29 protein-coding genes are annotated in these 25645 nt (G+C 43.6%); 4 read left to right on the top strand and 25 right to left on the bottom strand.

The annotated features are described in order from the left end of the window. Nucleotides 1-82: 82 nt before the first annotated feature. Nucleotides 83-529, bottom strand: a complete 447-nt coding sequence (locus BLL41_RS15525; RefSeq protein WP_040082586.1) for a GatB/YqeY domain-containing protein — start codon at nucleotides 527-529, stop codon at nucleotides 83-85. A 14-nt stretch (nucleotides 530-543) separates the two neighbouring features. Beyond that, entirely contained in the window at nucleotides 544-717 is a 174-nt protein-coding gene (rpsU, locus tag BLL41_RS15520; RefSeq protein ID WP_003152957.1) for a 30S ribosomal protein S21, read from the bottom strand. Between the two features lie 172 nt (nucleotides 718-889). On the opposite strand from rpsU, the gene BLL41_RS15515 reads away from it, so the two are divergent. Then, nucleotides 890-1813, top strand: coding sequence for a Na/Pi symporter (locus BLL41_RS15515; protein WP_071578541.1), 924 nt, complete (start codon nucleotides 890-892; stop codon nucleotides 1811-1813). Nucleotides 1814-1848: 35 nt separating this feature from the next. Here the strand turns inward: BLL41_RS15515 and mtaB are convergent, their stop codons facing one another. The 12 genes from mtaB to gpr form a co-directional block, all read right to left on the bottom strand. After that, the gene (gene mtaB / locus BLL41_RS15510) at nucleotides 1849-3204 is read right to left on the bottom strand and encodes a tRNA (N(6)-L-threonylcarbamoyladenosine(37)-C(2))-methylthiotransferase MtaB (RefSeq protein ID WP_071578540.1); all 1356 of its coding nucleotides are present in this window, start codon (nucleotides 3202-3204) and stop codon (nucleotides 1849-1851) included. Further along, a complete protein-coding gene (locus tag BLL41_RS15505; RefSeq protein ID WP_071578539.1) occupies nucleotides 3204-3974 on the bottom strand; it encodes a 16S rRNA (uracil(1498)-N(3))-methyltransferase in 771 nt (256 codons plus the stop codon). The genes mtaB and BLL41_RS15505 overlap by 1 nt, the downstream gene beginning before the upstream one ends. A gap of 22 nt (nucleotides 3975-3996) precedes the next feature. Further along, the gene (gene prmA, locus BLL41_RS15500) at nucleotides 3997-4932 is read right to left on the bottom strand and encodes a 50S ribosomal protein L11 methyltransferase (RefSeq protein ID WP_004398884.1); all 936 of its coding nucleotides are present in this window, start codon (nucleotides 4930-4932) and stop codon (nucleotides 3997-3999) included. 24 nt (nucleotides 4933-4956) lie between these two features. Further along, a complete protein-coding gene (gene dnaJ / locus BLL41_RS15495; protein ID WP_071578538.1) occupies nucleotides 4957-6084 on the bottom strand; it encodes a molecular chaperone DnaJ in 1128 nt (375 codons plus the stop codon). Nucleotides 6085-6283: 199 nt separating this feature from the next. Then, the gene (gene dnaK, locus BLL41_RS15490; protein ID WP_071578537.1) at nucleotides 6284-8119 is read right to left on the bottom strand and encodes a molecular chaperone DnaK; all 1836 of its coding nucleotides are present in this window, start codon (nucleotides 8117-8119) and stop codon (nucleotides 6284-6286) included. Between the two features lie 23 nt (nucleotides 8120-8142). After that, the gene (gene grpE, locus BLL41_RS15485; protein WP_003230005.1) at nucleotides 8143-8706 is read right to left on the bottom strand and encodes a nucleotide exchange factor GrpE; all 564 of its coding nucleotides are present in this window, start codon (nucleotides 8704-8706) and stop codon (nucleotides 8143-8145) included. 71 nt (nucleotides 8707-8777) lie between these two features. Next, nucleotides 8778-9809, bottom strand: a complete 1032-nt coding sequence (hrcA, locus tag BLL41_RS15480) for a heat-inducible transcriptional repressor HrcA (RefSeq protein ID WP_003246126.1) — start codon at nucleotides 9807-9809, stop codon at nucleotides 8778-8780. Between the two features lie 80 nt (nucleotides 9810-9889). Then, nucleotides 9890-11029: a radical SAM family heme chaperone HemW gene (gene hemW, locus BLL41_RS15475; protein WP_071578536.1), complete on the bottom strand. Its 1140-nt coding sequence runs from the start codon at nucleotides 11027-11029 to the stop codon at nucleotides 9890-9892. A gap of 52 nt (nucleotides 11030-11081) precedes the next feature. Further along, the gene (lepA, locus tag BLL41_RS15470) at nucleotides 11082-12920 is read right to left on the bottom strand and encodes a translation elongation factor 4 (protein ID WP_003229999.1); all 1839 of its coding nucleotides are present in this window, start codon (nucleotides 12918-12920) and stop codon (nucleotides 11082-11084) included. A 132-nt stretch (nucleotides 12921-13052) separates the two neighbouring features. Further along, on the bottom strand, nucleotides 13053-13391 hold the full coding sequence (locus BLL41_RS15465) for a YqxA family protein (protein ID WP_014664663.1): 339 nt from the start codon (nucleotides 13389-13391) through the stop codon (nucleotides 13053-13055). A 16-nt stretch (nucleotides 13392-13407) separates the two neighbouring features. Then, the gene (gene spoIIP, locus BLL41_RS15460) at nucleotides 13408-14613 is read right to left on the bottom strand and encodes a spore autolysin SpoIIP (RefSeq protein WP_071578535.1); all 1206 of its coding nucleotides are present in this window, start codon (nucleotides 14611-14613) and stop codon (nucleotides 13408-13410) included. A 62-nt stretch (nucleotides 14614-14675) separates the two neighbouring features. Beyond that, a complete protein-coding gene (gene gpr, locus BLL41_RS15455) occupies nucleotides 14676-15782 on the bottom strand; it encodes a GPR endopeptidase (protein WP_071578534.1) in 1107 nt (368 codons plus the stop codon). 203 nt (nucleotides 15783-15985) lie between these two features. Here gpr and rpsT point away from each other — a divergent pair, with 203 nt between their 5' ends. After that, nucleotides 15986-16252: a 30S ribosomal protein S20 gene (rpsT, locus tag BLL41_RS15450; protein ID WP_071578533.1), complete on the top strand. Its 267-nt coding sequence runs from the start codon at nucleotides 15986-15988 to the stop codon at nucleotides 16250-16252. A gap of 14 nt (nucleotides 16253-16266) precedes the next feature. Here the strand turns inward: rpsT and holA are convergent, their stop codons facing one another. Continuing rightward, on the bottom strand, nucleotides 16267-17310 hold the full coding sequence (gene holA / locus BLL41_RS15445) for a DNA polymerase III subunit delta (protein ID WP_071578532.1): 1044 nt from the start codon (nucleotides 17308-17310) through the stop codon (nucleotides 16267-16269). A gap of 39 nt (nucleotides 17311-17349) precedes the next feature. After that, on the bottom strand, nucleotides 17350-17463 hold the full coding sequence (locus tag BLL41_RS22655; protein ID WP_134975484.1) for a hypothetical protein: 114 nt from the start codon (nucleotides 17461-17463) through the stop codon (nucleotides 17350-17352). Nucleotides 17464-17539: 76 nt separating this feature from the next. Between BLL41_RS22655 and BLL41_RS15440 the strand changes: the two genes are divergently transcribed. Continuing rightward, entirely contained in the window at nucleotides 17540-17674 is a 135-nt protein-coding gene (locus tag BLL41_RS15440) for a YqzM family protein (protein WP_003229983.1), read from the top strand. Nucleotides 17675-17714: 40 nt separating this feature from the next. Here the strand turns inward: BLL41_RS15440 and BLL41_RS15435 are convergent, their stop codons facing one another. The 3 genes from BLL41_RS15435 to BLL41_RS15425 all read right to left on the bottom strand — a co-directional run bounded on the left by BLL41_RS15435 (nucleotide 17715) and on the right by BLL41_RS15425 (nucleotide 21302). After that, nucleotides 17715-20045, bottom strand: coding sequence for a DNA internalization-related competence protein ComEC/Rec2 (locus tag BLL41_RS15435; protein WP_071578531.1), 2331 nt, complete (start codon nucleotides 20043-20045; stop codon nucleotides 17715-17717). Nucleotides 20046-20048: 3 nt separating this feature from the next. Then, complete coding sequence (locus tag BLL41_RS15430) at nucleotides 20049-20618, bottom strand: ComE operon protein 2 (protein WP_014664668.1); 570 nt, start codon at nucleotides 20616-20618, stop codon at nucleotides 20049-20051. Between the two features lie 66 nt (nucleotides 20619-20684). Then, nucleotides 20685-21302, bottom strand: coding sequence for a helix-hairpin-helix domain-containing protein (locus BLL41_RS15425; protein WP_071578530.1), 618 nt, complete (start codon nucleotides 21300-21302; stop codon nucleotides 20685-20687). 83 nt (nucleotides 21303-21385) lie between these two features. On the opposite strand from BLL41_RS15425, the gene comER reads away from it, so the two are divergent. After that, nucleotides 21386-22207, top strand: a complete 822-nt coding sequence (gene comER / locus BLL41_RS15420) for a late competence protein ComER (RefSeq protein ID WP_071578529.1) — start codon at nucleotides 21386-21388, stop codon at nucleotides 22205-22207. A gap of 65 nt (nucleotides 22208-22272) precedes the next feature. Here the strand turns inward: comER and BLL41_RS15415 are convergent, their stop codons facing one another. Genes BLL41_RS15415 through aroE form a run of 6 tightly spaced genes read right to left on the bottom strand, consistent with a single transcriptional unit; the run spans nucleotide 22273 to nucleotide 25644 of the window. After that, complete coding sequence (locus BLL41_RS15415; RefSeq protein WP_071578528.1) at nucleotides 22273-23016, bottom strand: class I SAM-dependent DNA methyltransferase; 744 nt, start codon at nucleotides 23014-23016, stop codon at nucleotides 22273-22275. After that, complete coding sequence (gene rsfS / locus BLL41_RS15410) at nucleotides 23013-23369, bottom strand: ribosome silencing factor (protein ID WP_014664671.1); 357 nt, start codon at nucleotides 23367-23369, stop codon at nucleotides 23013-23015. Before rsfS ends, BLL41_RS15415 begins: the two co-directional genes overlap by 4 nt. A gap of 17 nt (nucleotides 23370-23386) precedes the next feature. Next, entirely contained in the window at nucleotides 23387-23947 is a 561-nt protein-coding gene (gene yqeK, locus BLL41_RS15405; protein WP_071578527.1) for a bis(5'-nucleosyl)-tetraphosphatase (symmetrical) YqeK, read from the bottom strand. After that, nucleotides 23937-24506, bottom strand: coding sequence for a nicotinate-nucleotide adenylyltransferase (locus tag BLL41_RS15400; RefSeq protein WP_014477393.1), 570 nt, complete (start codon nucleotides 24504-24506; stop codon nucleotides 23937-23939). The genes yqeK and BLL41_RS15400 overlap by 11 nt, the downstream gene beginning before the upstream one ends. An 11-nt stretch (nucleotides 24507-24517) precedes the next feature. Then, on the bottom strand, nucleotides 24518-24808 hold the full coding sequence (yhbY, locus tag BLL41_RS15395; RefSeq protein WP_014664674.1) for a ribosome assembly RNA-binding protein YhbY: 291 nt from the start codon (nucleotides 24806-24808) through the stop codon (nucleotides 24518-24520). Next, nucleotides 24802-25644, bottom strand: a complete 843-nt coding sequence (aroE, locus tag BLL41_RS15390; RefSeq protein ID WP_071578526.1) for a shikimate dehydrogenase — start codon at nucleotides 25642-25644, stop codon at nucleotides 24802-24804. The genes yhbY and aroE overlap by 7 nt, the downstream gene beginning before the upstream one ends. Nucleotide 25645 lies beyond the last annotated feature (1 nt).

The following is a 25645-nucleotide window of genomic DNA, read 5'->3' as shown; positions in this document are numbered from 1 at the left end:
CGTAACAAATGTATCAAAGGTTTCATTTTTTTATGTATAAAAAAAGACATCTCTCTTAGAAAGATGTCCTTTTCTTTGCCATTTAAGACAGTTGACTGCTCACAAGCTTATTAATTAAACTTCCGTCAGCTTTACCTTTTACTTTAGGCATAATTGCCCCCATCACTTTGCCCATGTCCGCTTTTGAGCTCGCACCGACCTCTGCGATGGTTTCATTTACGATTGTACGCAGCTCATCTTCTGACAGCTGCTCAGGTAAATAAACTTCTAAAATGTCCAGCTCTTTTTGAACTTTATCTACTAAATCTAAACGATTAGCGTTTGAAAATTCCTGGAGGGAGTCTTTACGTTGCTTAAGTTCACGAGAAAGGACAGTGAGTTCCTCATCCTCGGTCAAACTGTCTTTCTTAAGCTTAATTGCTTCATTTTGAAGTGAAGCCTTAACCATTCGAACGACAGTCAGTTTGTCTTTCTCACGGTTTTTCATATACAGCTTCATATCCTGGTTGAGACGCTCAAGAAGACTCATAAATCCACCCTCTTTTAGAATTTGCGTTTTCTAGCAGCTTCAGACTTTTTCTTGCGCTTTACGCTAGGTTTTTCATAAAATTCACGCTTTCTTGCTTCTTGCAAAGTACCTGTCTTTGATACACTGCGTTTGAAGCGACGAAGAGCATCTTCAAGCGATTCGTTTTTTCTAACGACCGTTTTTGACATTCTCTTTCCCTCCCTCCGAATACACCAATCGACTACCTTTAAGTTACACATATAAACATGTACTTTGACATTATAATATAAGCCATCAGTCAGGTCAACTAAGTGAGTTCACTTTTCCGTCATGAGTGAGACTGCCTGTCTATATAATGATGGAAAGGGGTTGGTGAATAGGATGTTGATTCTGATCAGTTTTACAGCTCTTATATTATTCTTTCTCGCAGGCATGAATATGCTTCGAAAAGGCTTAATATCGATGGCGTACTCAAAAATTGAAGACCGTTTGCTTTTATTTACGGACCACCCGTTAAAAGCGTTTCTTATCAGCATTGTATTTACGGGGATACTTCAGAGCAGTTCAGCCTTTATGGTCATTGTCATCGGCTTTGTCAGTGCGGGCGTTCTTTCTTTTAAGCGAACGATACCGATGATTCTGGGAACAAATGTTGGCTCTACTTTTACAACTGAATTTATTGCCATCAAAATGGATATTTTGATTTGGGTTCTTTTAATAGGCGGTTTATTGTTTTTTCTGACTGGCAGGTATCCTTTAAAACAGCTAGGAACAAGCTGCCTCGGACTGGGCATCATCTTCTTTTGCATCAGTGGATTCAGCCACCTTGCAGGGCCTCTGACAAAGCTGAAAACGGGAGCCGACGTTCTATACCACGTTAACGATTCGAACTGGTCAGCTTTGCTCATCGGAATGGTGTTAACTGCTATCATTCATTCCAGCTCTGTCTGTATCGGCATTTTAATGAGTTTTATGAATGAAGGGATTATCGGACTGACACAGGCGATGAGCGTCGTGCTCGGATCAAATATCGGGACATGCATTACAGCTGTCATGGCGGCTGTATCCGGCGGATATGCAGCGAAACAGACAGCGTATGCTCATGTGGTATTTAACGTGCTAGGGGTGGCTCTAGTATTGCCTTTTCTGACCGCATCGACCGGCTTTGTAGAGCAGTTATCACCCGATCCCGCCCAAAGGATTGCTCATTTCAGCCTTTTATTTAATGTAGTGACAGCTCTTTTATTTCTTCCGCTTACAAACTTGTTTTACCGATTGATTCACCTTCTTATCCCGGCTAAATAAAAAACCGGCACAATGAAATGCACCGGTTTTTTAGGTTAAGAAGACAAACGCATATGTTCAGTTATTTCATCCTCAACAACACGGACAAATTGTCCTTCGTTGTAAGGATAACCTGCTTTTAGGATTTTGACTTTTACAATTTTGCCGATCATATCTTCCGTGCCTTTGAAAACAACCTTCATATAATTGTCTGTGTAACCGACAAACATATTTTCATCTTCTGTTTCCTTAAACGCTTCCTCAGGGATAATCTCAAGCACTTCATTTTCATACTGAGAAGCGTATTCCTTTGCAAGCTGGTCAGAAAGAGCAATCAGGCGATGCACACGTTCGTTTTTCACGTTTTCATCCACTTGGTCTTCCATTCGCGCAGCTGGTGTTCCTGTACGTTTACTATAAGGGAAAACATGCAGTTCAGAGAATTTATGTTCTTTAATAAAGTTATAGGTTTCCATAAATTCTTCTTCTGTTTCACCAGGGAATCCTACAATAACATCAGAAGTAACAGCTAAGCCTGGCAGTGCTTTTTTCAATTTATTTAAACGGTCTGCAAAGAATTCCATTGTATATTTGCGTCTCATCCGTTTAAGCACTGTGTTTGATCCGGATTGGATAGGAATATGCAAATGATTCACTATCTTATCTGAGCGGTCTAAGACTTCGATCACTTCGTCAGTGATTTGGCTGGCTTCAATTGAAGAAATTCTGATCCGTTTCACGCCTTCTACACGAGAGTCTAATTCGCTCAAAAGCTTAGCGAAGTTGTAATCTTTCATATCTTCGCCGTAGCCGCCCGTGTGAATACCTGTAAGAACAATTTCTTTATAGCCGGCATTAACAAGCTGCTGAGCTTGTTTAATGACTTCTTCAGGGTCGCGGGAGCGTAGCAGGCCGCGCGCCCACGGAATGATACAGAATGTGCAGAAATTATTGCAGCCCTCCTGTATTTTCAATGACGCTCTTGTCCGGTCCGTGAAAGCAGGCACATCGAGCTCTTCATATACTCTTGCCTTCATGATGTTGCTGACGCCGTTAATCGGCTGGCGTTCTTCACGGTATTGGTCAATGTAGCCAAGCATTTTTTCACGGTCCTGTGTTCCAACTACAATATCGACACCAGGGATCGCCATAATCTCAGCAGGTGAGGTTTGCGCGTAGCAGCCTGTGACACAGATGACACCGTCAGGATTTTGACGAATGGCGCGTCTGATCACTTGGCGGCTTTTTTTATCTCCAGTATTCGTTACCGTACATGTATTAATGACATATACATCAGCTGTTTGTTCAAAGTCTCTTCTTTCATAGCCCGCTTCTTTGAAAAGCTGCCAGATTGCTTCTGTTTCATAATGGTTGACTTTACAGCCAAGCGTATGGAAAGCAACAGTTGCCATTACTGATCACCTCTTAATAACTCTGTTTGATAAGAAATCGCACTCAACGCATATAGCGGAGCGGTTTCTGTCCTTAAAATTCTCGGTCCAAGGCCGCACGGCACACCGTCTTTCTCAGTGAGCCGTTCAACCTCCGCTTCTGTTAAACCGCCTTCGGGACCAAATACGATCAAAAGAGATGATCCTTTCGGAAGGCTGCTTACAACCGCGCTGAATGCGCTTATTTCCCCTTGCTTCGATGACTCCTCGTATGCAACGACACATTTATCGAAATCCTGCATCCTTTGAAGAAGCTGCTGAAAAGAATGGACATCCATCACTCGCGGCACTTCGTTACGGTACGATTGTTCAGCCGCTTCCTTTGCAATTTTCGTCCATCTTTCCTGCTTTTTCTTTGCCTTTTTGTCATCCAGCTTGACAACAGAACGCGCGGCTTGGAAGGGAATAAAGGCATGAGCTCCGAGTTCAGTCCCCTTTTGGATAATCCATTCAAGCTTATCTCCTTTCGGGAGGCCGCTCGCAATATAGATCTTTATCGGAAGCTCTCTGTTTTCATTCGTCCATTCTATCACAAGGCAGGACACTTTATCTTTGGAAACAGATTGAAGTTCACATTTTGCCTCGAAGCCGTCTTGAGAGCAGCAAATGATCTGATCTCCCTCATTCATTCTCATTACGTTCACAATATGATGAACATCTTCGCCGGTAATCGAAAAAGCCGGCGCTTCCTCTATTTGCTGCTTCGTGAGCTCGATAAAATATCGTTGCATACGCTGTGACACCTACTAACTGTTATTTTTTCGCAATAATGCTGACCCAATCTTCCATTGAAAGGATTTCTACAATGGTGAAGCCAGCTTGTTCCAATGCTTCTTTTACTTCTTGTTTTTTATGGCCGATGATACCTGACGTAATAAAATGTCCGCCTTCTTTTAACAGGCTGTACGCTTGTGAAGTAAAGCGAAGAATGACTTCAGCCAAAATGTTGGCCACAATCACATCATGTTCCCCTTCAATCCCGTCTAACAAGTTGTTTTGCTTCACTTGCGCAATATCGCTCACTTTGTTCAGCTTGAGATTGAGGCGTGCACTTTCTACAGCTACAGGATCAAGATCGTAGGCATGAACTGATTCAGCTTCAAGCATTGCAGCCGCAATACTTAAAATTCCGGAACCTGTACCAACATCAATCACCTTATCACCCTTTTGCACAAAGCGTTCAAGCGCCTGAATGCAGAGCACGGTTGTCGGATGTGTCCCTGTGCCGAAAGCCATTCCCGGGTCCATTTCAATAATCAGTTCATCAGTATGGACCGGCGTATATTCCTCCCACGTCGGCACAATTGTAAACTTTTCAGAAATTTTTACAGGATGATAATACTTTTTCCAGGCAGTCGCCCACTCTTCTTCATTTACTTCAGAAATGGTGATGTGATTTCTGCCCAAATCAATATTGTAAAGAAGGAGATTATTAATCGTTTCTTTAATGCCGTCTACAGTTTCGCCCAGAAAACTGTTAACCGGCAGATATGCTTTGACAATGACACCCTCATCTGGATAATCATTGGGGTCGAGCTGGTAGATTTCCCCGTACACATTCTCACGTTCTTTAATTAAATCAAGCGGGTCCTCTATCACAACCCCACTTGCACCAGCTTCATGCAATATATTTGAGATAGGTTCGACCGCTTCATGTGTTGTGTGAATGCTTAATTCGGACCATTTCAAAACTACCAACTCCTCATCCAATAATTAATCGCCTTTAAATGCACGTTTTACCTTGTCAAAGAAACTGATTTCCTGTTCATCAGGCAGGTTTCCGCTGACCTCGGCAAATTCGCGGATAATGTCTTTTTGTTTATCTGTCAGGTTTGTCGGCGTAACGACGCGGACGACGATATGCTGGTCACCCTGTCCATAGCCCCTGACATTTTGAACGCCTTTACCTCTTAATCTGAATTTCGTTCCTGTTTGAGTACCGGCTGGAATTTTCAATTTCACTTTTCCATGCAGCGTCGGAACTTCTACCTCATCTCCAAGAGCAGCCTGAGCAAACGTTAACGGCATTTCACAGTAAATATCATCGCCATCACGCTCGAAGAACTCGTGTGCGCGTACATGGAACACGACAAATAAATCCCCGGCAGGGCCGCCGTTTACTCCTGGTTCACCCTGTCCCGCGAGACGAAGCTGCTGCCCGTCATCTACACCGGCTGGAATTGTCACGTTAATTTTCTTGCGTTTTTTGATTTTTCCTTTGCCGCCGCAGTCCGCACATTTGTTTTTAATGATTTTGCCTGTACCTTCACAGTGGTGGCAGACCCGTCTGTTAACGACTTTTCCAAACGGTGTATTTTGCTCCACGTTTAACTGGCCGGAGCCTCCGCAGTGGGAGCATGTTTCTGGGTTTGTTCCAGGTTTCGCTCCTGACCCCTTACATGTATCGCACGTTTCCTCGCGAGGAATTTCGATGGTTGTTTCTTTACCAAAAGCAGCATCCTCAAACGACAAGGTCATCGTATATTGTAAATCGGCACCTTGGCGCGGAGCGTTTGGATCTCTTCGTCTTGTGCCTCCGCCGAAAATACTTGAGAAAATATCATCGAAACCAAAACCGCCAAAATCGCCGCCGCCAAAACCGCCGCCGCCGAAGCCTTGGTTAGGATCAGTGTGCCCAAATTGATCGTAATGCGCACGTTTTTGGTCATCTGACAGCGTTTCGTACGCTTCTTTTACCTCTTTAAATTTTTCATCTGATCCGGCTTCTTTGTTAATATCAGGATGATATTTTTTTGACAGCTTCCGATAAGCTTTTTTAATTTCATCCTTTGAAGCGCTCTTACTTACTCCCAGCACTTCATAGTAATCACGCTTACTCATCTCGCTTCACTCTCCCGAATTTCTCACATAAATTAGATTGTATCATTTTGAATTATGATTTTTCAATTCCTTTTATCCCGGGCAAGAAAAAAAGTCAAAGCCAAGAGATGCCTGACTTTGACTTTCTAATCATTGAATCAGATTATGAAATGTGTTCTTTTCTGCCAGTCCCGGAAGCGGGACTGACTTTAAAAAGAATTTATTTTTTGTTTTGGTCGTCGTTTACTTCTTCGTATTCAGCGTCGACAACGTTGTCATCCGCTTTGCCTTCAGCGTTTGCTCCGCCTTGAGCTTGCTGTGCTTTTGCAGCTTCTTCATAAAGCTTCATAGAAAGCTCTTGGACGATTGTTTGAAGCTCATCTTTTTTCGCTTTGATCTCTTCAAATTCGTTTTTCTCAATCGCCGCTTTTAAAGCGTCTTTAGCATCGTTGGCTTTTTTCACTTGTTCTTCGTCCACTTTGCCTTCAAGATCTTTTAATGTTTTCTCAGTTTGGAAAACAAGCTGATCTGCTTCGTTGCGGACTTCGATTTCTTCTTTTTTCTTCGCATCAGCGTCAGCATTTTCTTCCGCTTCTTTTACCATGCGTTCGATCTCTTCATCTGAAAGACCTGAAGAAGATTTGATTGTAATGTTTTGTTCTTTTCCTGTGCCTAAGTCTTTTGCTCTTACGTTTACGATACCGTTTTTGTCAATATCGAAAGAAACTTCGATTTGAGGCACGCCGCGCGGTGCTGGCGGGATATCAGTAAGCTGGAAGCGGCCGAGTGTTTTGTTGTCGGCAGACATTGGGCGCTCACCTTGAAGAACATGGATATCAACAGCTGTTTGGTTATCAGCAGCAGTTGAGAACACTTGAGATTTGCTTGTCGGGATCGTCGTATTGCGGTCGATCAGTTTTGTGAACACGCCGCCCATTGTTTCGATACCGAGAGAAAGCGGTGTAACGTCAAGAAGAACGACGTCTTTTACGTCACCTGTGATAACGCCACCCTGAATCGCAGCACCAAGCGCTACAACTTCATCTGGGTTTACGCCTTTATGCGCTTCTTTTCCAGTTTCTTTTTTGATTGCTTCTTGTACGGCAGGGATACGAGTTGATCCGCCGACAAGGATGACTTTGTCGATTTCGCTTGCAGAAAGCCCTGCATCTTGAAGCGCTTGACGGACAGGACCCATTGTGCGCTCTACTAAATGAGAAGAAAGCTCTTCAAATTTAGCGCGAGTTAATGTAAGTTCAAGGTGAAGCGGTCCTGCTTCTCCAGCTGTGATAAACGGTAAAGAAATCTGCGTAGAAGATACGCCGGAAAGATCTTTTTTCGCTTTTTCAGCTGCATCTTTCAAACGCTGAAGCGCCATTTTGTCTTTTGACAGATCAATGCCGTTTTCTTTTTTGAATTCAGACACAAGATGATCGATGATAACTTGGTCAAAATCGTCCCCGCCCAGACGGTTGTCTCCGGCAGTTGAACGAACTTCAAATACACCATCGCCAAGCTCAAGGATTGAAACGTCGAATGTACCGCCGCCAAGGTCGTATACTAGAATTGTTTGGTCTTCTTCTGTTTTATCAAGTCCGTATGCAAGCGCTGCTGCAGTAGGTTCGTTGATAATACGTTCTACTTCAAGACCCGCGATTTTACCAGCATCTTTTGTTGCTTGGCGCTCAGCATCGTTAAAGTATGCAGGAACTGTGATAACTGCTTTTGATACGGTTTCGCCAAGATAGCTTTCAGCGTATGATTTAAGGTGTTGAAGGATGATAGCAGACACTTCTTGCGGAGTGTAGTCCTTTCCTTCAATTTCAACTTTATAATCAGTACCCATATGACGTTTGATAGACATAATTGTGTTAGGGTTTGTAATAGATTGGCGTTTAGCCACTTCCCCTACTTGACGTTCGCCGTTTTTGAACGCAACAACTGATGGCGTTGTGCGGTTTCCTTCAGCGTTAGCAATAACTTTAGGCTCGCCGCCTTCAAGCACTGCCACACATGAGTTTGTTGTTCCTAAGTCGATTCCGATAACTTTACTCACTTGAATAACCTCCTGCTATGTAATTATTGATTCACTTTGACCATGGAAGGGCGAATGACGCGATCCTTCAGCTTATAGCCTTTTTGCATTTCCTCAACAACAATGTTGGAGCCGTAATTTTCGTCTTCAGCCTGCATAACGGCTTGGTGCAGATTAGGATCAAATTCCTGCCCTACAGCTTCGATGGCTTCGACGCCTTCTTTTTTCAAGGCTTCTACGAGCTGACGGTGGACCATTTCCATTCCCTGGAGCAAACTTTTCGTCTGTTCATTGTCGGCTTCAACCTGAAGCGCTCGTTCAAAGCTGTCAAGAGCCGGCAGCAAATCAGTCACGATATTTTGAGAACGGTATTTTTGGGACGCCTCCATCTCTAAACGGCTGCGTCGTTTATAGTTTTCAAAGTCTGCTTGAACACGCAAAAGTTTGTTTTCTTTTTCCTCAAGCAAACCTTGCAATTCGTTAATTTGATTTTGAAGAAGTTCGCTTTCATTTGTTTCCTCCTGCTGTTCATCAGCAGCAGCTTGTTCTTCAATGATTTCTTGCTCTTCTGTTTCGTTTTGTTCAACGGTTTGTTTTTCTTCTGACATTGTGTTCACCTCCCTCAAAGTGTAAGGAGAAGAGCAGGCGCTGCCCTTCGATAAAATTTGCCAAAATTCCCTTATTCATCATACAGACTTGTTAATGCTTTTGACAAGTCCGAAGTCACATGCTGAAGCAGGCTGACAACCCTGGAATAATTCATGCGGGTCGGGCCGATGATCGCAATTGAGCCGATCTGCTTTTGGTCAACGGAATAAGATGCCGTAATCAGACTGCAGTTTTCCATCTCTTCATAGTCGTTTTCTTTTCCGATTTTAATCGAGATTCCCGTGTGCGGGGATTGAACCAGCTTGAGAACATCCTGTTCCTTCTCAATTAATGAAAGCAGCGATCGAACTCGGGTAATATCATGGAACTCCGGCTGGTTCAGCATATTGATTTTTCCGCCAAAAAACAACTTTTCAACGTGATTTGTGGAATGAAAGGTTGAACGAAGCGCATCGAGTATATTGTCATAGTTCTTAATGTGCTGTCTTAGGTACATGACAACTTCCTTAAATATGCGCTCATTCAGTTCATCCATTGGAACGCCGCTTAAACGGTCGTTCAGTATATTTACCAGTTTTTCAATATCAGACAGATCCATTTTGGTCGGAAAGTTAATCGTTTTGTTTTCCACGTGTCCCGTATTGGTAACGAGAATCGCTACCGCCATATCAGGCTGAATCGGTATGATTTGAATCTGTTTAAGGTAATTCTCACTCAGCTTCGGCCCGAGTACGATGGATGTGTAATTCGTCAGATCGGACAAAATTTGCGCTGATTTTTGAACTGTCTTCTCCAGCTCGAAAATTTTCTCTTTGAAGATCGAGTGGATTTGGTCCAGGTCGCTTTTCGTCAGTTTAACGGGTGACAGCAAATGGTCAACATAGTACCGATACCCTTTTTCTGACGGAACACGCCCTGAGGATGAATGGGTTTTTTCAATAAAGCCCAATTCCTCCAAGTCAGCCATCTCGTTTCTAATTGTTGCAGAGCTAAATGTGATTTCATCTTTTTTCGAAAGAGTTCTCGATCCTACCGGCTGTGCCGATTTAATAAAATCGTTGATTATAACCTGAAGGATCAGCAGCTGACGATTTGTTAACATCATCATCACCCCTGTTAGCACTCTCAATAAGTGAGTGCTAATTCTATAACAAAAGTATCAAACCACAAGAAAAATGTCAATTATAACTCACCCAAAAAAGCGCCAAAAACTTCATTGCCTAATAATTTCCCTTGGTGAGTCAAATAAACGGCAGACTCCGAATTGTGAATCAGCCCTTTTTCAGCGAGGTCTTTTAATATGTTTGGGAAAAGTCCATCCAGGGAACGGCCGTATTTTTCTGTGAATCGTTTTTTGCTGACACCGGCTGTTTTTCTCAAACCTAAAAACATTTCTTCCTCAATCTGTTCTTCTGTTGTCACTTCATGTGTATCTCTGTACGGAAAACCCTTTTCAGCAATCAGGTCAATGTAATGCTTAACAGGTCCGATGTTCACTGTTCGTGTGCCGCCGATATATCCGTGGGCCCCTGCTCCGAAACCGAAATATTGTTCGTTGCTCCAATACGTCAGATTGTGCTTAGATTCCATGCCTGCCTTAGCAAAGTTGCTGATTTCATATTGATGAATATCGTGAGCTTCCATCCTGCTCATCACCATTTCATACATTTCAGCTTCCTGCTCCTGCGGCGGAAGATGGAGCCGCCCTTTTTGCATCAAATTATAAAATACCGTTTTCGGTTCTACAATAAGGGAGTATACGGAATAATGCTCGGCATCCAGTGATAAAGCAGTGTTTATGGAATGTTCCAGATGCTTGAGGGTTTGCCCCGGAAGCCCGAACATTAAATCAAGACTGATATTCTCAAAACCGATTTCCCTCGCTCTTTCAAAAGAGGCGAATACATCTTTTTGCTTGTGCACTCGGCCGATTTTTTCTAACAGATCGTCTTCGAACGTTTGAACACCAAAGCTGAGGCGGTTTACGCCTGCTTCTTTTAATATCTTTAATTTCTCTGCGGACAAGTCGTCCGGATTCGCTTCAACCGCAAATTCCGATAAATCGCTTGATGGCTTCAGCACGCGATTGACCATGTCCATCAGCTTTTTGAGCTGTTCCTCGGACAGAGAGGTTGGCGTGCCTCCTCCAATAAAGATCGTTTTGAGGTCTGGCTGCCCAGTTTTTGCTAATGTATTTATCATTTCCTGTTCGAGTGCGTTTAAATACTCGTCGACAGGCTGACTTTGAATAAAATATTTATTGAAATCGCAGTAGTGGCAAATATGCTCACAAAATGGAATATGGATATAAGCTGATTTCAACGGATTCACCTTCTTTACAGAAAGAAGCCGCAGTACAGGACTGCGGCGGCTTCTATTGTTTTTTCGGACTGTCGTCCATTTTCAGAACTGCCATAAATGCTTCTTGCGGGACTTCAACTGAGCCGACCTGCTTCATACGGCGTTTTCCTTCTTTTTGTTTTTCAAGAAGTTTCCGTTTACGAGAGATGTCCCCTCCGTAACATTTAGCCAATACGTTTTTACGCATTGCTTTTATGGTAGAGCGGGCCACGATTTTCTGGCCGATTGCGGCTTGTACCGGAACTTCAAACTGCTGACGCGGAATAAGTTCTTTCAGTTTTTCAACGATCACTTTTCCGCGTTCATATGCGTAATCACGATGCACGATAAAGGAAAGAGCATCGATTTTTTCACCATTCAGCATAATGTCCATTTTCACAAGCTTAGACGGTTTGTAGCCGATCAGTTCATAATCAAAGGACGCATAGCCTTTAGTGCTTGATTTCAGCTGGTCAAAAAACTCATATACGATTTCCGCTAATGGCATATCATAAATGATGCTGACACGGTTTGCGTCTAAATACTGCATATCAATGAAATTGCCGCGTTTTCCTTGGCAAAGCTCCATTACAGCGCCGACATAGTCATTCGGCACCATCATCGTCGCTTTTACATATGGCTCCTCAACCCGTTCGATCTTTTGAGGGTCCGGCATGTTGGACGGGTTGTCGACAACGACCTTTTCGCCGTCTGTCATATACACGTCATAGATAACACTTGGTGCTGTCGTAATCAGGTCGATGTTGAACTCACGCTCAATACGCTCCTGAATGATCTCCATGTGGAGCATGCCTAAAAATCCGCAGCGGAACCCGAATCCAAGCGCTTGCGAAGTTTCCGCTTCATATTGAAGGGAGGAATCATTCAGCTCAAGTTTTTCAAGGGCCTCCCTTAAATCATTATACTTCGCTGTATCAATCGGATACAAACCACAGTACACCATCGGGTTTAGCTTGCGGTATCCCGGCAGCGCTTCTTCTGCAGGATTGGCAGCGCTCGTTATCGTATCACCGACACGTGTGTCACCGACATTTTTAATTGATGCAGTCAGGAAGCCTACATCACCGACAGTCAGTTCATTTGTCGGAGTCGCTTTCGGCGTGAACACGCCGACCTCTGTTACTTCGAATTCTTTGCCGGTTGCCATCATTTTGATTTTTTGTCCCGGCTTTACCGTTCCTTCTACGACTCTGATATACGCCACGACACCGCGGTAGGCGTCATAAAGCGAGTCGAAAATCAGTGCTTTTAGCGGTGCCTCCGGATCTCCGGTCGGTGCGGGCACCTTTTCTACGATTTGCTCTAAAATCTCCTCGATCCCGATACCTGCTTTTGCTGAAGCAAGCACGGCTTCTGATGCATCAAGGCCGATAACGTCTTCTACCTCTTGGCGTACGCGTTCCGGTTCGGCGCTCGGAAGGTCGATTTTATTGATGACCGGAAGGATTTCAAGATCGTTGTCAAGCGCTAAGTAGACATTGGCGAGCGTCTGCGCTTCAATCCCCTGGGCTGCATCCACGACTAGAATCGCTCCCTCGCAGGCAGCAAGGCTTCGGGATACTTCATACGTGAAGTCGACGTGTCCCGGCGTGTCGATCAGATGAAAAATATATTCCTCTCCGTCTTTTGCTTTATATTTAAGCTGAACAGAGTTTAACTTAATGGTTATGCCCCGCTCACGTTCAAGATCCATAGAATCGAGCAATTGTTCTTTCATTTCTCGTTGAGTGATTGCCGACGTTTTTTCTAAAATACGATCCGCTAAGGTCGATTTTCCGTGGTCAATATGGGCAATGATAGAGAAATTCCGTATTCTCGACTGCCTCTCTAAACGCTTTTCTTTATCTGTCACAATCTATCACTCCTACTATTAAACGCAAAATACACTAGCTTAGATTATATCAATAGGATTGTAAAGATTCAATGTAAAACAAGAAAGAGAAAAGTTCCCGTCATATCTGGGCTGCTTTTCTCTTCCACTTACCTATTGATTCATATCCCGTATCCATTCATACATTGACTGGGCAGTATTGGTTACGGTATCCGAAAGCGCTTTTCCGGCTTTTGAGAACATATTGAATGTTTCCACCTGTTCAAGCTCTTTTTGTTTTTCTTCTAAATCTTTTGCTGTGACTGTTTCTCCTAGAATCGAGGCTTCTTTTTCATTCCCTTTTCCGTCGGTGAGCGTAAACGCCCCCTTCAGTGAAGGGTCATGATAGCCTTTCATACTCAGCATCCCGTTGTTTGCCTGCTGCATGCCAAACAGAACGCCTAAAAACATGATCGTGACAAGCAGTAAGCACTTTCCAAAGTATGCAATCAAATCAACCACCTATTTCTTATTGTTTTTTCGTCTCACCGCTCTCCGCGTTGACCTTTTCAGCATCCCAATACATTTCGCTGAATACATCCGCTGCCGCGTTAGCCGCACGCTGCAGCTCTTCGAGATTATTATCTACTCCGCCAAATTCGAGCAAAAGCGCTCTGTCGGTTAAATCCTGATTGTAAACACCGTTATCGCCTGGCGAACCTTTGGAAAAGACACCTGTGCTAAGTCCGGGGTATTTTTTCTCCATCAGTTTATGAAGCTCGCTCGCAATTTTATAGTTTTCTTCGAAGTTTTTGCTTTTTTTCCCGACGACAAAGGATACTCTGGCATAGCTTTTCCCTTTAATCGTTGCGGTCGTGTCTTTTTTTCGCCGTGAGTCTCTGTGGATATCAATGATATATTGCAGATTTTTGTTTGCAGCGAGGGCGTCTTTCACGACCGGTCTTGATTCATCATAGGACCTGGCATAGTTTAAGCCTTTTTTATTCAATTTCGACTGTATATCAGTTTTATTCACTGTGGCCCCGATACCTTGGGATTCAAGCGCTTTTCCGAACATATCTCCTACAAGCGTGACGTTGGCTTTAGAATGGCGCGCCATATCAGGATTAGTTTCGCCTTTTAATAGAGGGAGATATGATTCCGTATTGTGTGTATGATAGATAAACACGACCTTTTTATCACCTGTTGTTTGATTCGGCGGATCTTTTTGCGCATTGTCTGATTGCGTCTGCTGTTTTTCAATCTCTGCCAAATTCGCTTCTCTTTCTTCCTCCATCACCTTAGACGGCGGCGGCGATTCCGCAGGCATATTCGTATAATCCGTGCCTTGTCCAGCTAACAGAATCTCGGTATCAAATTGTGCAAACCCCGGCAGTTCCCGGCCGAGAAAGCTCCGCGGATCTTCGAGGTTAATGCTCGTCGCCAGCTTTAAAGAAAGACGCGAAAGATGAAATGAGCTGTCGGTTTCAGAAAGGTCAGACGCAAAATAATGGTTTTCCATCCGCAGCAAGTGTGCAAACACGTCACCCGGCAATTCTTCAGCAATCCCATAAAAAGAGTCGGACGACGGCCTGAGTTCCGGCCGGAGAGACGTCAGCACACCGGATAGAACAAAAATCACGATAAGGCTTACGATAAATAGAAAGATGGCTTTTACCGCTCTCCCGCCATTTACCGCAACAACAATTTGTCTGTTTCTGCGTTTATTTCTCATTGAATCCCTCCAGCGCTTGTCTAGTAATTACTCTATGAACAAGCTAGAGGAAGTAGAACTGTTTAGTGATTGTAGGAGCCTTTGTTTTCCTGTGATACTTTTTCATGAAGCGCTGTGTTTAATCCGTTCGCCAAAACATTTGCCATGTCGTCGATAAATGAATCGACTTCCTTCGGCGTAACCATTAAGTTGTGCCCTAAAGGCGAAAGCACCTCGTGAATAAGCTGCCGTTTTTCATCTTCATGAAGGGTTCCGACAATACCTAGGAACGATTGGCGCTGCTTTTGATCTGGAAGATCTTCTTCAGTGAGCACTTTCTTTTTCCCAAACGTCAAGCCAGCGGGAACAAGCGATCTTGACGGTCTGTTATCCTTCATTTCTCTGCCAAAATGTTTTAATATGTAGTCCACCGTGTCGCTGGCAATTGTCACGGCATCAACTACTGTCGGAACACCGATAGCAATCACCGGAACACCTAGTGTGTCTCTGCTTAAATCTTTTCGTTTATTCCCCACCCCAGATCCCGGATGAATGCCTGTATCCGATATCTGAATGGTTGTGTTGACCCTTTCCACCGCCCGTGCCGCCAATGCGTCAATAGCAATGACAAAATCAGGCTTCGATTGCTCAATCACACCTTTAATAATGTCGCTTGTTTCGATTCCTGTAATCCCCATGACACCCGGTGCAAATGCACTAACAGGCCTATACCCCTCCTGTACGTTTTCCGGCTGAAGCTTAAATAAGTGCCTTGTTACCAACAGATTTTCTACAGCCATCGGCCCAAGCGCGTCAGGTGTCACGTTCCAGTTGCCGAGCCCAACGATCAAACAGCTCGCATCTTTTGAGATATTAAGGTTTTCAAGAAAAGCCGAGAATTCCTCTGCAAAGACAGCAGAGACCTTTTCCTGCATTTCCGAATCATTCTCCCTGATTCCCTGTGCCTCAAGCGTTAAATAGCGTCCTTCTTTTTTTCCCGAAAGCTCCGCGCCTTCCTTTGTAACATCAACTGTGCGGATTTTAATGCCGCCGCGATCACGCTCTTTTTCAATAAACCCTTTAATTTCTTTTGTCGGCACAGCCTGCTGATTGGCCATTGCTTCCTTCGTTTCCACTGCCAAATCGGTACGTATCAAATACTGATTCACATCCAGCTCACTCTTTTTCATACAGGGGCCTCCTTCACATTAAGTACCTATATTGTTGCCATTTGCTGAATGAATCATGCTAAAAAGAGAGCCTTCAAAGAAAAATACTTTACATTTATATTGCAATCTAAAGATGTGTTTGATAGAATACAATTTGTTCTATTGTGAAGAAGATTTAACCTTAAGACACTGTGCTACAGGTTGTATCTTAGGAGGTGAAACACATGCCAAACATTAAATCAGCGATTAAACGTACAAAAACAAACAACGAACGCCGCGTTCATAACGCGACAATCAAATCTGCTATGCGTACTGCAATCAAACAAGTTGAAGCTTTTGTTGCCAACAACGAAGCTGACAAAGCGAAAACTGCTCTTACTGAAGCAGCTAAACGTATTGATAAAGCAGTGAAAACAGGTCTTGTACACAAAAATACCGCAGCTCGATACAAATCAAGACTAGCGAAAAAAGTGAACGGACTTTCTGCATAATATAAAAACGATCCTCAATAATGGGGATCGTTTTTTTCATTTCTTTTTAACAGCTGTAAAAGGAACAGTTCGAGCAGAAGCTGCTTGTCCTTTTTTCCGGTTTTCATCTCATAGTCCATGACGGCAAGCTGTTCAATGATAGAACGGAGCTCCTCCTCTGAAAAAAGCCTCGCTTGATCCATCGCCAGCTTTACCCGAAAGGGGTGAACTTTTAGATTAGAAGCGATTTGTTTTTGTCCGTACCCCTGTTCCGCAAAGTACTTTGTCTGCAGAATCAGCCTGAACTGGTTCGAAATAAGCGCCATGATCTTGATCGGTTCTTCATTTTGTTTAAGCAAATCATAAAAAATTTGCAGACTCTCAGTCCGTTTTCGGTTGACGATTTTATTGATCAGCTCAAAAATATTTTGTTCAAGGCTTCTAGCAACAAGCATTTTCACATCATCCAGCGTAATTTCTTCACGATCTCCAATAAACGTGCAGAGCTTTTGAATCTCCTGAAAAATCGATGACAGATGTCCATTCACAAGCAGAACCAAATGCTCCGCCGCTTCAGTGCCAATTGTTTTTTGCTCTGTTTTTGCAAGGTTGACAGTAAAGTCTGTTGTCTCCTTTGCGTTTAATTCCTTCGCCTCCATCATAAACGCGTGCTTCTTTAGCGCTTTCGTCAGCTTTTTCCGCTCATCAAGCTTTTCATACGGAGCAAGCAGGACAAAAACTGTGTAAGGTGCAGGCGATTGTATATACGATTCAAGCGCACTTACGTTGTGCTCCATTTTTTCTTTTTTCTTTTCACCTGTTAAAAAATATGGATTTTTCACAATGACAAGACGCCGCTCTCCCATAAACGGAAACGTTTCAGCATCTGCAATCGCTTGATCCAGCGGGTCCTCTTCCAGATCAAAAACGGATAGATTGAAATCCTTTGTCTCCTGATCAACGACCGTCTGTCTGATCCTGCTGACGGTTTCTTGCAGCAGATATGTCTCTTTTCCGTATAAGCAATAAACCGGATGGACATCTCCTTTTTTCAGGCTTTTCCACACATCAAATACCATTGTTGTACGACTTCCTCTCTTTCATCATCCCCTTCTATCCTAAATTGAGTTTACAAAATAGTAAAGAGGAAGCCTGACTGCTGCTTCCCCATTTATATTAAACGCCTGTTCGCAAGCCCCCGGGACAGCTTGTAAAAAGGCGATAATCACCAGAACAGAAAACGTTACCTAAGCTTCTAGATTTTTCAAAACGATTCGATTATACTTAAATCAGTCAGGAGGGATAAAGTTGAATGATTTTGAAAAAAACGTTCAAAGCAAACGAAATGATGCTGTAGACTCAGCTGTTGGTTTTGTTGTGTCCTTCGGATTTTTCGCCTTCTTGTTTGTCATGGCAACGGTTATTCACCTGGTTGGTTCATAACAGCGACTGCCCGGGCTGCTGATTTCTCGGCAGTCTTTTTTTAGTTCGTCTCTGTTATATCTGATGTATCATATGGAGGATAGACAGAAAAGGTTCCAACTCTGTTTTTATATCTATATTGGATCGTTCCGTTTTGATCTGTACGCAGCACACGGATAGAATGCCTCTGTAATATTTGCAGAACTTCTTGATGAGGATGGTGATACCGATTGTTTTTCCCGGCTGAGATAATGGCCGTTTCCGGCTGAAGCTGTTTGATGAATTCTTCACCGGTAGAGCCTTTGCTCCCATGGTGCCCCACCTTTAACACATCTGCTTTTATATTCGGAAACACGTTCATCACCTCTTGTTCCCCTTCTTTCTCCAGATCACCCGTCAAAATCCAGCTCATACCGCCCATTTCCATCCACAGAACGAGAGATGAATTATTTTTGCTTGCCGGATCAGGCGCTTCCGGTGACAGTATATGGAACTGCAAATCCTTTATTTGCAATACATCGCCTCGCTTCACCTCTTCAATTGCCACCCCCTCTTCTCTGGCTGCCTGCAGCACTTTTTCATCTTTGGGTTCAGAAACGAACCCTTTCGGAATCACGAGGCGCTTTACTTTATGTTGCTTCAGCAAAGTCTCCGCCTCTCCGATATGATCTTGGTCAGCGTGCGTCAGAATTAAAGCATCAAGCTGCCTGATTCCCTTTGCAGTTAAAAACGGAATCAGCACCTTTTCCCCCAGTGAAAACGGATGCTGTTTTTCGCGCCAAGGCTCTGACGAGTAAGACAAAGTGCCGCCGGTATCGATCAAGACATGTCCCCGCTGATGCGGAGCACCTACATACATGCTGTCCCCCTGCCCAATATCAATCATATCCACTTCTCCTTCGGGACTAAGACGCGGAGATGCAAAGAGAAGAAACAGCACCGTACAGAAAATGCCGCTGGTTACCATCAACTGCGAAAAGGAGCGTTTTTCAATCGACATCAGCAATAGGATGGTCGTGACCGTGAATAAAAAGAGCAGAACAGGTGCGGGATGTGCGATGATAAGCGTGAATACATCAATATCTGCAATTTTTGTAATCAGCTTATTGGTCCAGCTTATCAAGAAATCAAAAAAGCGGAAAAACAATCTGCCAAATGAAGCGGAAAGACTTAATAGAAGAACACCTGCTACAGCCCCCGGCAAAATACAGAACGTATAAAACGGAACCAACAACATATTCATCGGTATGCTGATGATTGAAAACTGATGAAAATGATACAGGAGAATCGGAAGCGATCCGAGCTGGGCGATGAGCGATACAATTGCCAGCTGACCCAAGGAGGTTTTTACCTGCTGAAAAATAGAAGAGGAAAGAATTAAAGAAAAACTGACGGCGAACGATAGCTGAAAACCGGCTTCAAAGAGATGATAAGGATTGAAGAGCAGTAAGAAAATGTATGAAAGGCAGATTGCCGTTGCCGAGCGGACACGCCATTTGACGAGATTTCCAGCTAAATAAACACCTGACATTAAAGCGGCGCGAAGCACTGAAGGAGCAGCGCCGGTCAACATCACATAGAGCGGCAGAAATAATAGCAACATAACTGACGCCTTTTCTCTGGTTATACCGAGACGAATCATGATAAAAAACAAACCCGCTGTTAAAATCCCAACGTGGAGCCCTGAAATCGCCAAGAGATGGACAACACCAAGCTTTTGATACGCGGTAAGCACTTCGTCCTCCACATAAAATCTGTCACCGACTGTAAGCGCCTGTACAATTCCTGCCGAATCAGGAGGCAGCAGGCTGTTTGTGAATGATATGATATATTTTCTCAAGCTGAGCACCTTATACTTGAAATGTTCAGGTTCGCTGCAGTTTTGGATAGATGTGACAGAGTAGTTCCAATGAATATGCTGCCGATAAAGATACTCGTTATAATCAAATGTATTTGGCACAGTTGCGTGTCTCGGTTCTTCCAATGTACCGGTCAATTCACATGACATTCCTGGTTCTATGTATAACAGCCGTTCTTTTTCATCAGCAGACTGAATGCGATATGCAGCAGCCCATGTTTCGCTATCAGGTGTTTTAACCATCATAGACATGCGGTCACCGTCAATTTTGGGAATAGTGTCAATCACTGCCTTGAATTGATAGGTTCCCTGCTGATAGGAAGAGACATTCTGAGAATCTGTGACTGCATACAGCGAAAAAAACAATAAAAAAGAAAAGAAACAAACAAAAGTGAGGAAAGTGTGTCTCGTTTTGATTAAAATGATGAGGAGAAAGAGGAAGAAAAGAAAAATAGCGGGAAAATAAGCGGCGGCAGTAATTCCAGCCGTTGCCGAAGCTGCCGCCAAAGGCAATAACAAACGCGAATTACGCATTCATCACACGTAGCTCGTGAAAAGTGTATTCGCCTGTTCATGTATCTTTTTCAATTCTTCCTCCGCTAAACCGGCATCGGCCAATTTCCCTATAAGACCCGCTACAAATGAAAGCTTTTCCCTGTTTTTCAGATCAACGATCATTTCATCGAGTTCAACCTGTTCAACAGTTACACCCGCCTGTTCAAATAATTCCTGCGCATACGGATTTGTTTTGTAATCCTCAGCATAATAAACCGTTTTGATACCAGCTTGAATAATAGATTTGCAGCATTGAATGCACGGATAATGCGTCACATAAATCTCAGCTCCATCAGTCGGTACCCCAAACTTAGAGCATTGTAGAATCGCATTCATTTCAGCGTGAATCGTTCTTGCACAATGATCATCTATCATTAAGCATCCTTCGTCAGCACAATGGACGCCGCCAGCGATTGACCCGTTATAGCCTCCTGCAATCATGCGTTTGTCTCTGACTATAGTAGCGCCGACAGATAGTCTCGGACAGGTGCTGCGCAGCGCCAATAAATGGCTTTGAGCCATAAAGTATTGATTCCATGAAATTCGTTCCACGTTGTTCCCTCCAAATGTTGTGTTGCCTGACCTTTAGTTTACCTATCATAATGCATGACCGTCAAATCACTTTACTGAAATGGAAGACTTTATTTTCTCAAATGACTTTTCGCCTATTCCTGAAACCTTCGTGATGTCTTCAATAGTCTGGAAACGCCCGTTTTCTTCCCGGTATGCAATAATAGCTTCAGCTTTGGATGGCCCCACCCCCGAGATGCCTTGTAACTCCTCTAAGGTGGCTGTATTGATATTTACCAGCTCCCCCTTTCCTCCACCGCTTTGGACAGCTCCTCCCGTACCCTGTTGCACTGCTGTTTCCTCTCCTTTTTTCGGGATGTACACCACTGTCCCGTCCTGCAGAATCTCCGCCAAATTCACTTGCACTTCATCTGCTTGTTCACTGGTTCCGCCTGCTTTCTCAATTGCCTGAGATACTCTGTCCCCTGTTCGCATTTCATAAACGCCGGGATGCTGAACAGCACCTTTGATGTCTATCACAATTGCTTCGTTTGACTCATCTTTGACTGCTTCCTGCTTTACCTCCGTATTTACCGTCTCAGTTGGTACAGCCTGCTTCACTGGCTCTTTGTTTCTACCGCTGGCCAGAAAGATTATAATCGCTGTGAAAACAGCTACAGAAGCCGCTAAAATCATTGTTTTCTTATGCTGATTCACCCAATTCATCGTGCATGTTCCCCGCTTTCGTCATATTTTATTTTCATAACACATATGGTTTAGAGGATAATAGCTCAAAGGAGGGGAAACCATTGAAGATAGGCTTTATCGGCACAGGAAATATGGGTACGATCCTTATAGAATCATTTATTGAATCAAAAGCGGCCGATCCCTCAAACATGACAATCACAAACCGCACAATTGAAAAAGCGTTGCACATAAAAAACCGCTACAACAGCATCAACGTTACCGAAAGTCTCGAAAAGCTCGTTTCTGAAAATGAGATGATTTTTATTTGTGTTAAGCCGCTTGATATATATCCTTTACTGGCAAGAGCGCTACCTTATTTAAGAAAAGATCATATTTTCATTTCAATTACAAGCCCCGTTCAAACCGAACAGCTCGAACAATATGTGCCATGTCAAGTGGCGCGAGTGATCCCAAGTATTACGAACAGGGCGCTGGCAGGTGTTTCTCTCGTCACTTTCGGCACAAGCTGCGGCGAATCTGCAAAAGCGAAAATCAATGAGCTGATGCAGCATATCTCTCATCCGCTGCAAATTGAAAGTGACATTACGAGAGTCGCATCAGACATCGTAAGCTGCGGCCCCGCTTTTATGAGCTATCTGATTCAGCGGTTTATAGATGCAGCTGTATCGGAAACGTCAGTGTCTAAACAGGACGCGATTTTGATGTGTAAGGAAATGCTTGTCGGAATGGGAAAACTGTTAGAAACCGAATTGTATACCCTGCCTGCATTACAGGAAAAGGTTTGCGTTAAAGGCGGTGTAACGGGAGAAGGCATTAAAGCGCTGGAAAGCGGCGTCCAGGATATGTTTCACCGGGTATTTCAAAATACTCATATGAAGTACGAGGAGGATATTTCAGCAGTGAAAAAGCAGTTTCATGTGTAGGCGAGTATGCCATACTTTTGTCTGTACTGCAAAAGCATAAAAAAGCATTTTAAAAAACCATCGTTTTAGGAAACGATGGTTTTTGGTTTCTGCGCCTTGAAAAATAGGCGTTCTGATTGTGCTGATGGCTCGGAATCCGTAAAATCAGCAGTCACGTGATAGAGCTGAAAGCCGCAGTTCTTAAGCATTTCTTCGTATTCTTCCACTGGGAACGTTCTTTGCTCGTGTGTCTCATCAAAACGATCATACGCTTCTCCGTTCCAAACAAAAAACGACATATCATGAATGACAGAAAGCTCTTCACTTCCGGCAAAGCTCTGCCAAATATAGCTAATTCCTTCATCCTGGTCAGCAAATGTGCTATCCGGAAAAACTTCCGCAATTTTATAAGATGAATGAACATCAAACAGCAAAATGCCTCCAGGCTTTAACACCCGAAACACACTTTTAAAGGTTTGGATCACATCATTTTTTGTTTTTAAATAATTTAATGAGTCACAGCATATCGCAACAGCATCAAACTGACCGTCAAAGCCGGTAATCTCTCTCATATCCTGCTGAAGAAATAGAATAGGCTGGCTACTCGATACCTTTTGCTGGGCGAAGGAAAGCATCTCCTCGCTGAGGTCGATGCCTGTAACCTTGAAACCTTTTTCGGCAAGCCGGATGGAGATTTCTCCCGTGCCGCATGCAAGATCAAGAATACGGCCTTTTTCCGGGAGAGATGCATCAATCCATTTTGTCCATTGATCATAAGGCGCGTGTGACATCAATTCGTCATACACGCTTGCAAAACCTTGATAAATCATTGGTTCATTCCAAGGTCAAGATCTGCGAGCGGAGCGTCTCCCCACAGCTTTTCAAGGTTATAGTAGCTTCTTTCGTCCTTGTGGAAGACATGAACAATCACATCGCCAAGGTCAACGAGCACCCATCTTGCTTCATCAAAGCCTTCCATCTTTTTGACTTGAATGCCGTTTTCATCAGCTTGATCCTTGATTTCACGGGCAATCGCCTGCACCTGTTTATCTGAATTTCCGTGGCAGATCAAAAAATAATCAGCAACTAGAGAAATGCCTTCCATATCCAGTGCTAAAATATCCTCTGCCCGTTTATCATCGCATGCCGCAGCTGCGAGCTTTAAAATGGCCTTTTGGTTCATTCACAAATTCCTCCTGTTCAGTTGCCAGACACAAGCCAGTTATACGTTAAAAATGTGTCTGGAAAAACCGGTTGATTTTTTTTCATAAGAAAAACCATTGTATTTTTAATGGACTGAATCAGCGCTTGATTCAAATCTGTCTCAGCAAGCTTACGCACCTCATCGACACCGGGAAATGCCCGATTAGGCTCAATGTAATCAGCAACGTAAATGACTTTTTCTAAAAGTGTCATGCCAGGGCGCCCTGAGGTATGATACCTGATGGCGTCAAGAATGTCTTCATCTTGGACCCCCGTTTCTCTTTGGACCAAATATGCGCCGACCGGAGCGTGCCAGAGCTCCGGATTATGATCCAATAAATGCGCAGGCATTTTTTCTCGCGCAATAATTTGTTTCATTTCTTCTTTTGGGCGGAATTTGGCAAAATCATGAAAGATCGCCGCTGTTTCCGCTTTTTTAGAATCGGCTCCAAAACGCTCCGCAAGTTCGATCGCCGTGTTCATCACGCCAATGGTGTGGATATATCGATGTTCGGTCAATTGCTGCTTCACGCATGCAAGTGCCTCCTCACGATTCATATAAACCATTCTCCTCTACATACTTCTTCACTTTATCAGGGATTAAGTAGTCAGTGGGCTTCTTGCTTTTAAACCGTTCCCTTATCATAGTTGATGATACCTCAAATTCCGGAACGTCTGCAAAGAGAAGCGGATAAGGGGTTTCAACATGAAAACCGGGGCGCTTTACTCCAATAAATTGAATGAGGTTCAGCAGCTCGTCCAGCTTATACCATTTCGGCAAATATTCAATCATATCAGCACCGATAATAAAGAACAGCTGATCATTTGGATAACGCTGCTTCAATAAAGAAACGGTATCAAAGGTATATGATGGCCCTTCTCTTTCCATTTCAACAAGCTCCAGCTTAAAGGACGGATTGGATTGAATCGCAAGCTTCAGCATTTCCACGCGATGAAAGCTGTCGGTATAGTCTTCGTCCTGTTTATGCGGCGGAATTTGATTGGGCATAAACCAAATTTCATCAAGCCCCGCCTGGTACAGCACCTCATTCGCCATTAAGAGGTGACCATTATGCGGAGGATCAAACGTGCCTCCGAAAATTCCGATTTTCTTCATTTCAACCACCTTTAAGGAAGCTCGATTTGTTTATTTTCCTTTGATTCCTTATATAACACAATCGTATTGCCGATTGTCTGCACCAGTTGAGAGCGGCTTCCTTTTACAAGAGCGTCCGCCACATCATTTTTATCCTCTTCGCAATTTTGGAGAACACTGACTTTAATCAGTTCTCTCGCTTCAAGTGCCTCAGCAATTTGTTTAATCATGTTGTCGTTTACTCCGCCTTTACCTACTTGAAAAATCGGCGTTAAATGATGCGCTTTTGAACGCAAAAAACGTTTTTGTTTACCTGTTAACATTCTGTTCCTCCTAATTTTCCTATTACAATTGATCTCATTTTTTCAATATCAGGCTCTTGTCCAGTCCACAATTGGAAGGATAATGCCGCCTGTTCAACAAACATGCCCACACCATCGAGTGTTTTTAAGCCTTTTTGGCTTGCTTCTTTTAAAAGGGCAGTCTGAATTGGATTATACACGATATCACATACGACAGCACTGCTTGCGGCACGCTGTAATGAAAGTGGCACTTCATCTACGTTCGGATACATGCCCACTGACGTTGTATGGATGATCACATCATACTGCTCAAGACGTTCTTCTGCTTCTTTTATGCTTAACGCTTCTTTATTGTAAAACGAGGGAGTGGATTCTGTAAGCCGCTTTGCTTTTTCCAGCGTCCGGTTGCAAATGTCAAATTTTTTTGGGCTATTACGGACAATTGTTGTAAAGATGGCTCTCGCCGCTCCGCCCGCGCCGATCATTAAAAATGACAGTTCAGAGATGGGCTTGTCTAATACCTTCATTAATGACTTCACAAAGCCTTCCCCGTCGGTATTGTATCCGACAAGCTTGTCTCCTTCTCTTCTGACCGTGTTTACGGCACCGAGCACTTTTGCACTCTCATCAATATGATCCAAATAATCCATAATGGAAACCTTGTGCGGGACAGTCACATTGATTCCTTGTACGCCTAGAGCTCTTATTCCCTTTACCGCATCCTCCAGATCATTCTCTTCCACCTTGAAGGCATGATAATGTCCGTCAAGCCCAAGATCTTTCAATGATGCGTTATGAATATCAGGTGACATGGAATGGCCAATCGGATTTCCGATAACTCCGTACAGCTTTTTCATA

The organism is Bacillus sp. FMQ74, assembly GCF_001875785.1.
Taxonomy (GTDB): Bacteria; Bacillota; Bacilli; order Bacillales; family Bacillaceae; genus Bacillus; species Bacillus stercoris.
The sequence above is the reverse complement of the archived record's forward strand: the minus strand, read 5'-3'. Positions and strand labels throughout refer to the sequence as shown.

Bases quoted from the DNA above. Each gene is read 5' to 3' on its own strand.
- BLL41_RS15525 (WP_040082586.1), bottom strand. From the start codon at position 529: ATGAGTCTTCTTGAGCGTCTCAACCAGGATATGAAGCTGTATATGAAA.
- rpsU (WP_003152957.1), bottom strand. From the start codon at position 717: ATGTCAAAAACGGTCGTTAGAAAAAACGAATCGCTTGAAGATGCTCTT.
- BLL41_RS15515 (WP_071578541.1), top strand. From the start codon at position 890: ATGTTGATTCTGATCAGTTTTACAGCTCTTATATTATTCTTTCTCGCA.
- mtaB (WP_071578540.1), bottom strand. From the start codon at position 3,204: ATGGCAACTGTTGCTTTCCATACGCTTGGCTGTAAAGTCAACCATTAT.
- BLL41_RS15505 (WP_071578539.1), bottom strand. From the start codon at position 3,974: ATGCAACGATATTTTATCGAGCTCACGAAGCAGCAAATAGAGGAAGCG.
- dnaJ (WP_071578538.1), bottom strand. From the start codon at position 6,084: ATGAGTAAGCGTGATTACTATGAAGTGCTGGGAGTAAGTAAGAGCGCT.
- grpE (WP_003230005.1), bottom strand. From the start codon at position 8,706: ATGTCAGAAGAAAAACAAACCGTTGAACAAAACGAAACAGAAGAGCAA.
- hrcA (WP_003246126.1), bottom strand. From the start codon at position 9,809: ATGTTAACAAATCGTCAGCTGCTGATCCTTCAGGTTATAATCAACGAT.
- spoIIP (WP_071578535.1), bottom strand. From the start codon at position 14,613: ATGAGAAATAAACGCAGAAACAGACAAATTGTTGTTGCGGTAAATGGC.
- gpr (WP_071578534.1), bottom strand. From the start codon at position 15,782: ATGAAAAAGAGTGAGCTGGATGTGAATCAGTATTTGATACGTACCGAT.
- rpsT (WP_071578533.1), top strand. From the start codon at position 15,986: ATGCCAAACATTAAATCAGCGATTAAACGTACAAAAACAAACAACGAA.
- holA (WP_071578532.1), bottom strand. From the start codon at position 17,310: ATGGTATTTGATGTGTGGAAAAGCCTGAAAAAAGGAGATGTCCATCCG.
- BLL41_RS15435 (WP_071578531.1), bottom strand. From the start codon at position 20,045: ATGCGTAATTCGCGTTTGTTATTGCCTTTGGCGGCAGCTTCGGCAACG.
- BLL41_RS15425 (WP_071578530.1), bottom strand. From the start codon at position 21,302: ATGAATTGGGTGAATCAGCATAAGAAAACAATGATTTTAGCGGCTTCT.
- BLL41_RS15415 (WP_071578528.1), bottom strand. From the start codon at position 23,016: ATGATTTATCAAGGTTTTGCAAGCGTGTATGACGAATTGATGTCACAC.
- rsfS (WP_014664671.1), bottom strand. From the start codon at position 23,369: ATGAACCAAAAGGCCATTTTAAAGCTCGCAGCTGCGGCATGCGATGAT.
- yqeK (WP_071578527.1), bottom strand. From the start codon at position 23,947: ATGAATCGTGAGGAGGCACTTGCATGCGTGAAGCAGCAATTGACCGAA.
- BLL41_RS15400 (WP_014477393.1), bottom strand. From the start codon at position 24,506: ATGAAGAAAATCGGAATTTTCGGAGGCACGTTTGATCCTCCGCATAAT.
- yhbY (WP_014664674.1), bottom strand. From the start codon at position 24,808: ATGTTAACAGGTAAACAAAAACGTTTTTTGCGTTCAAAAGCGCATCAT.
- aroE (WP_071578526.1), bottom strand. From the start codon at position 25,644: ATGAAAAAGCTGTACGGAGTTATCGGAAATCCGATTGGCCATTCCATG.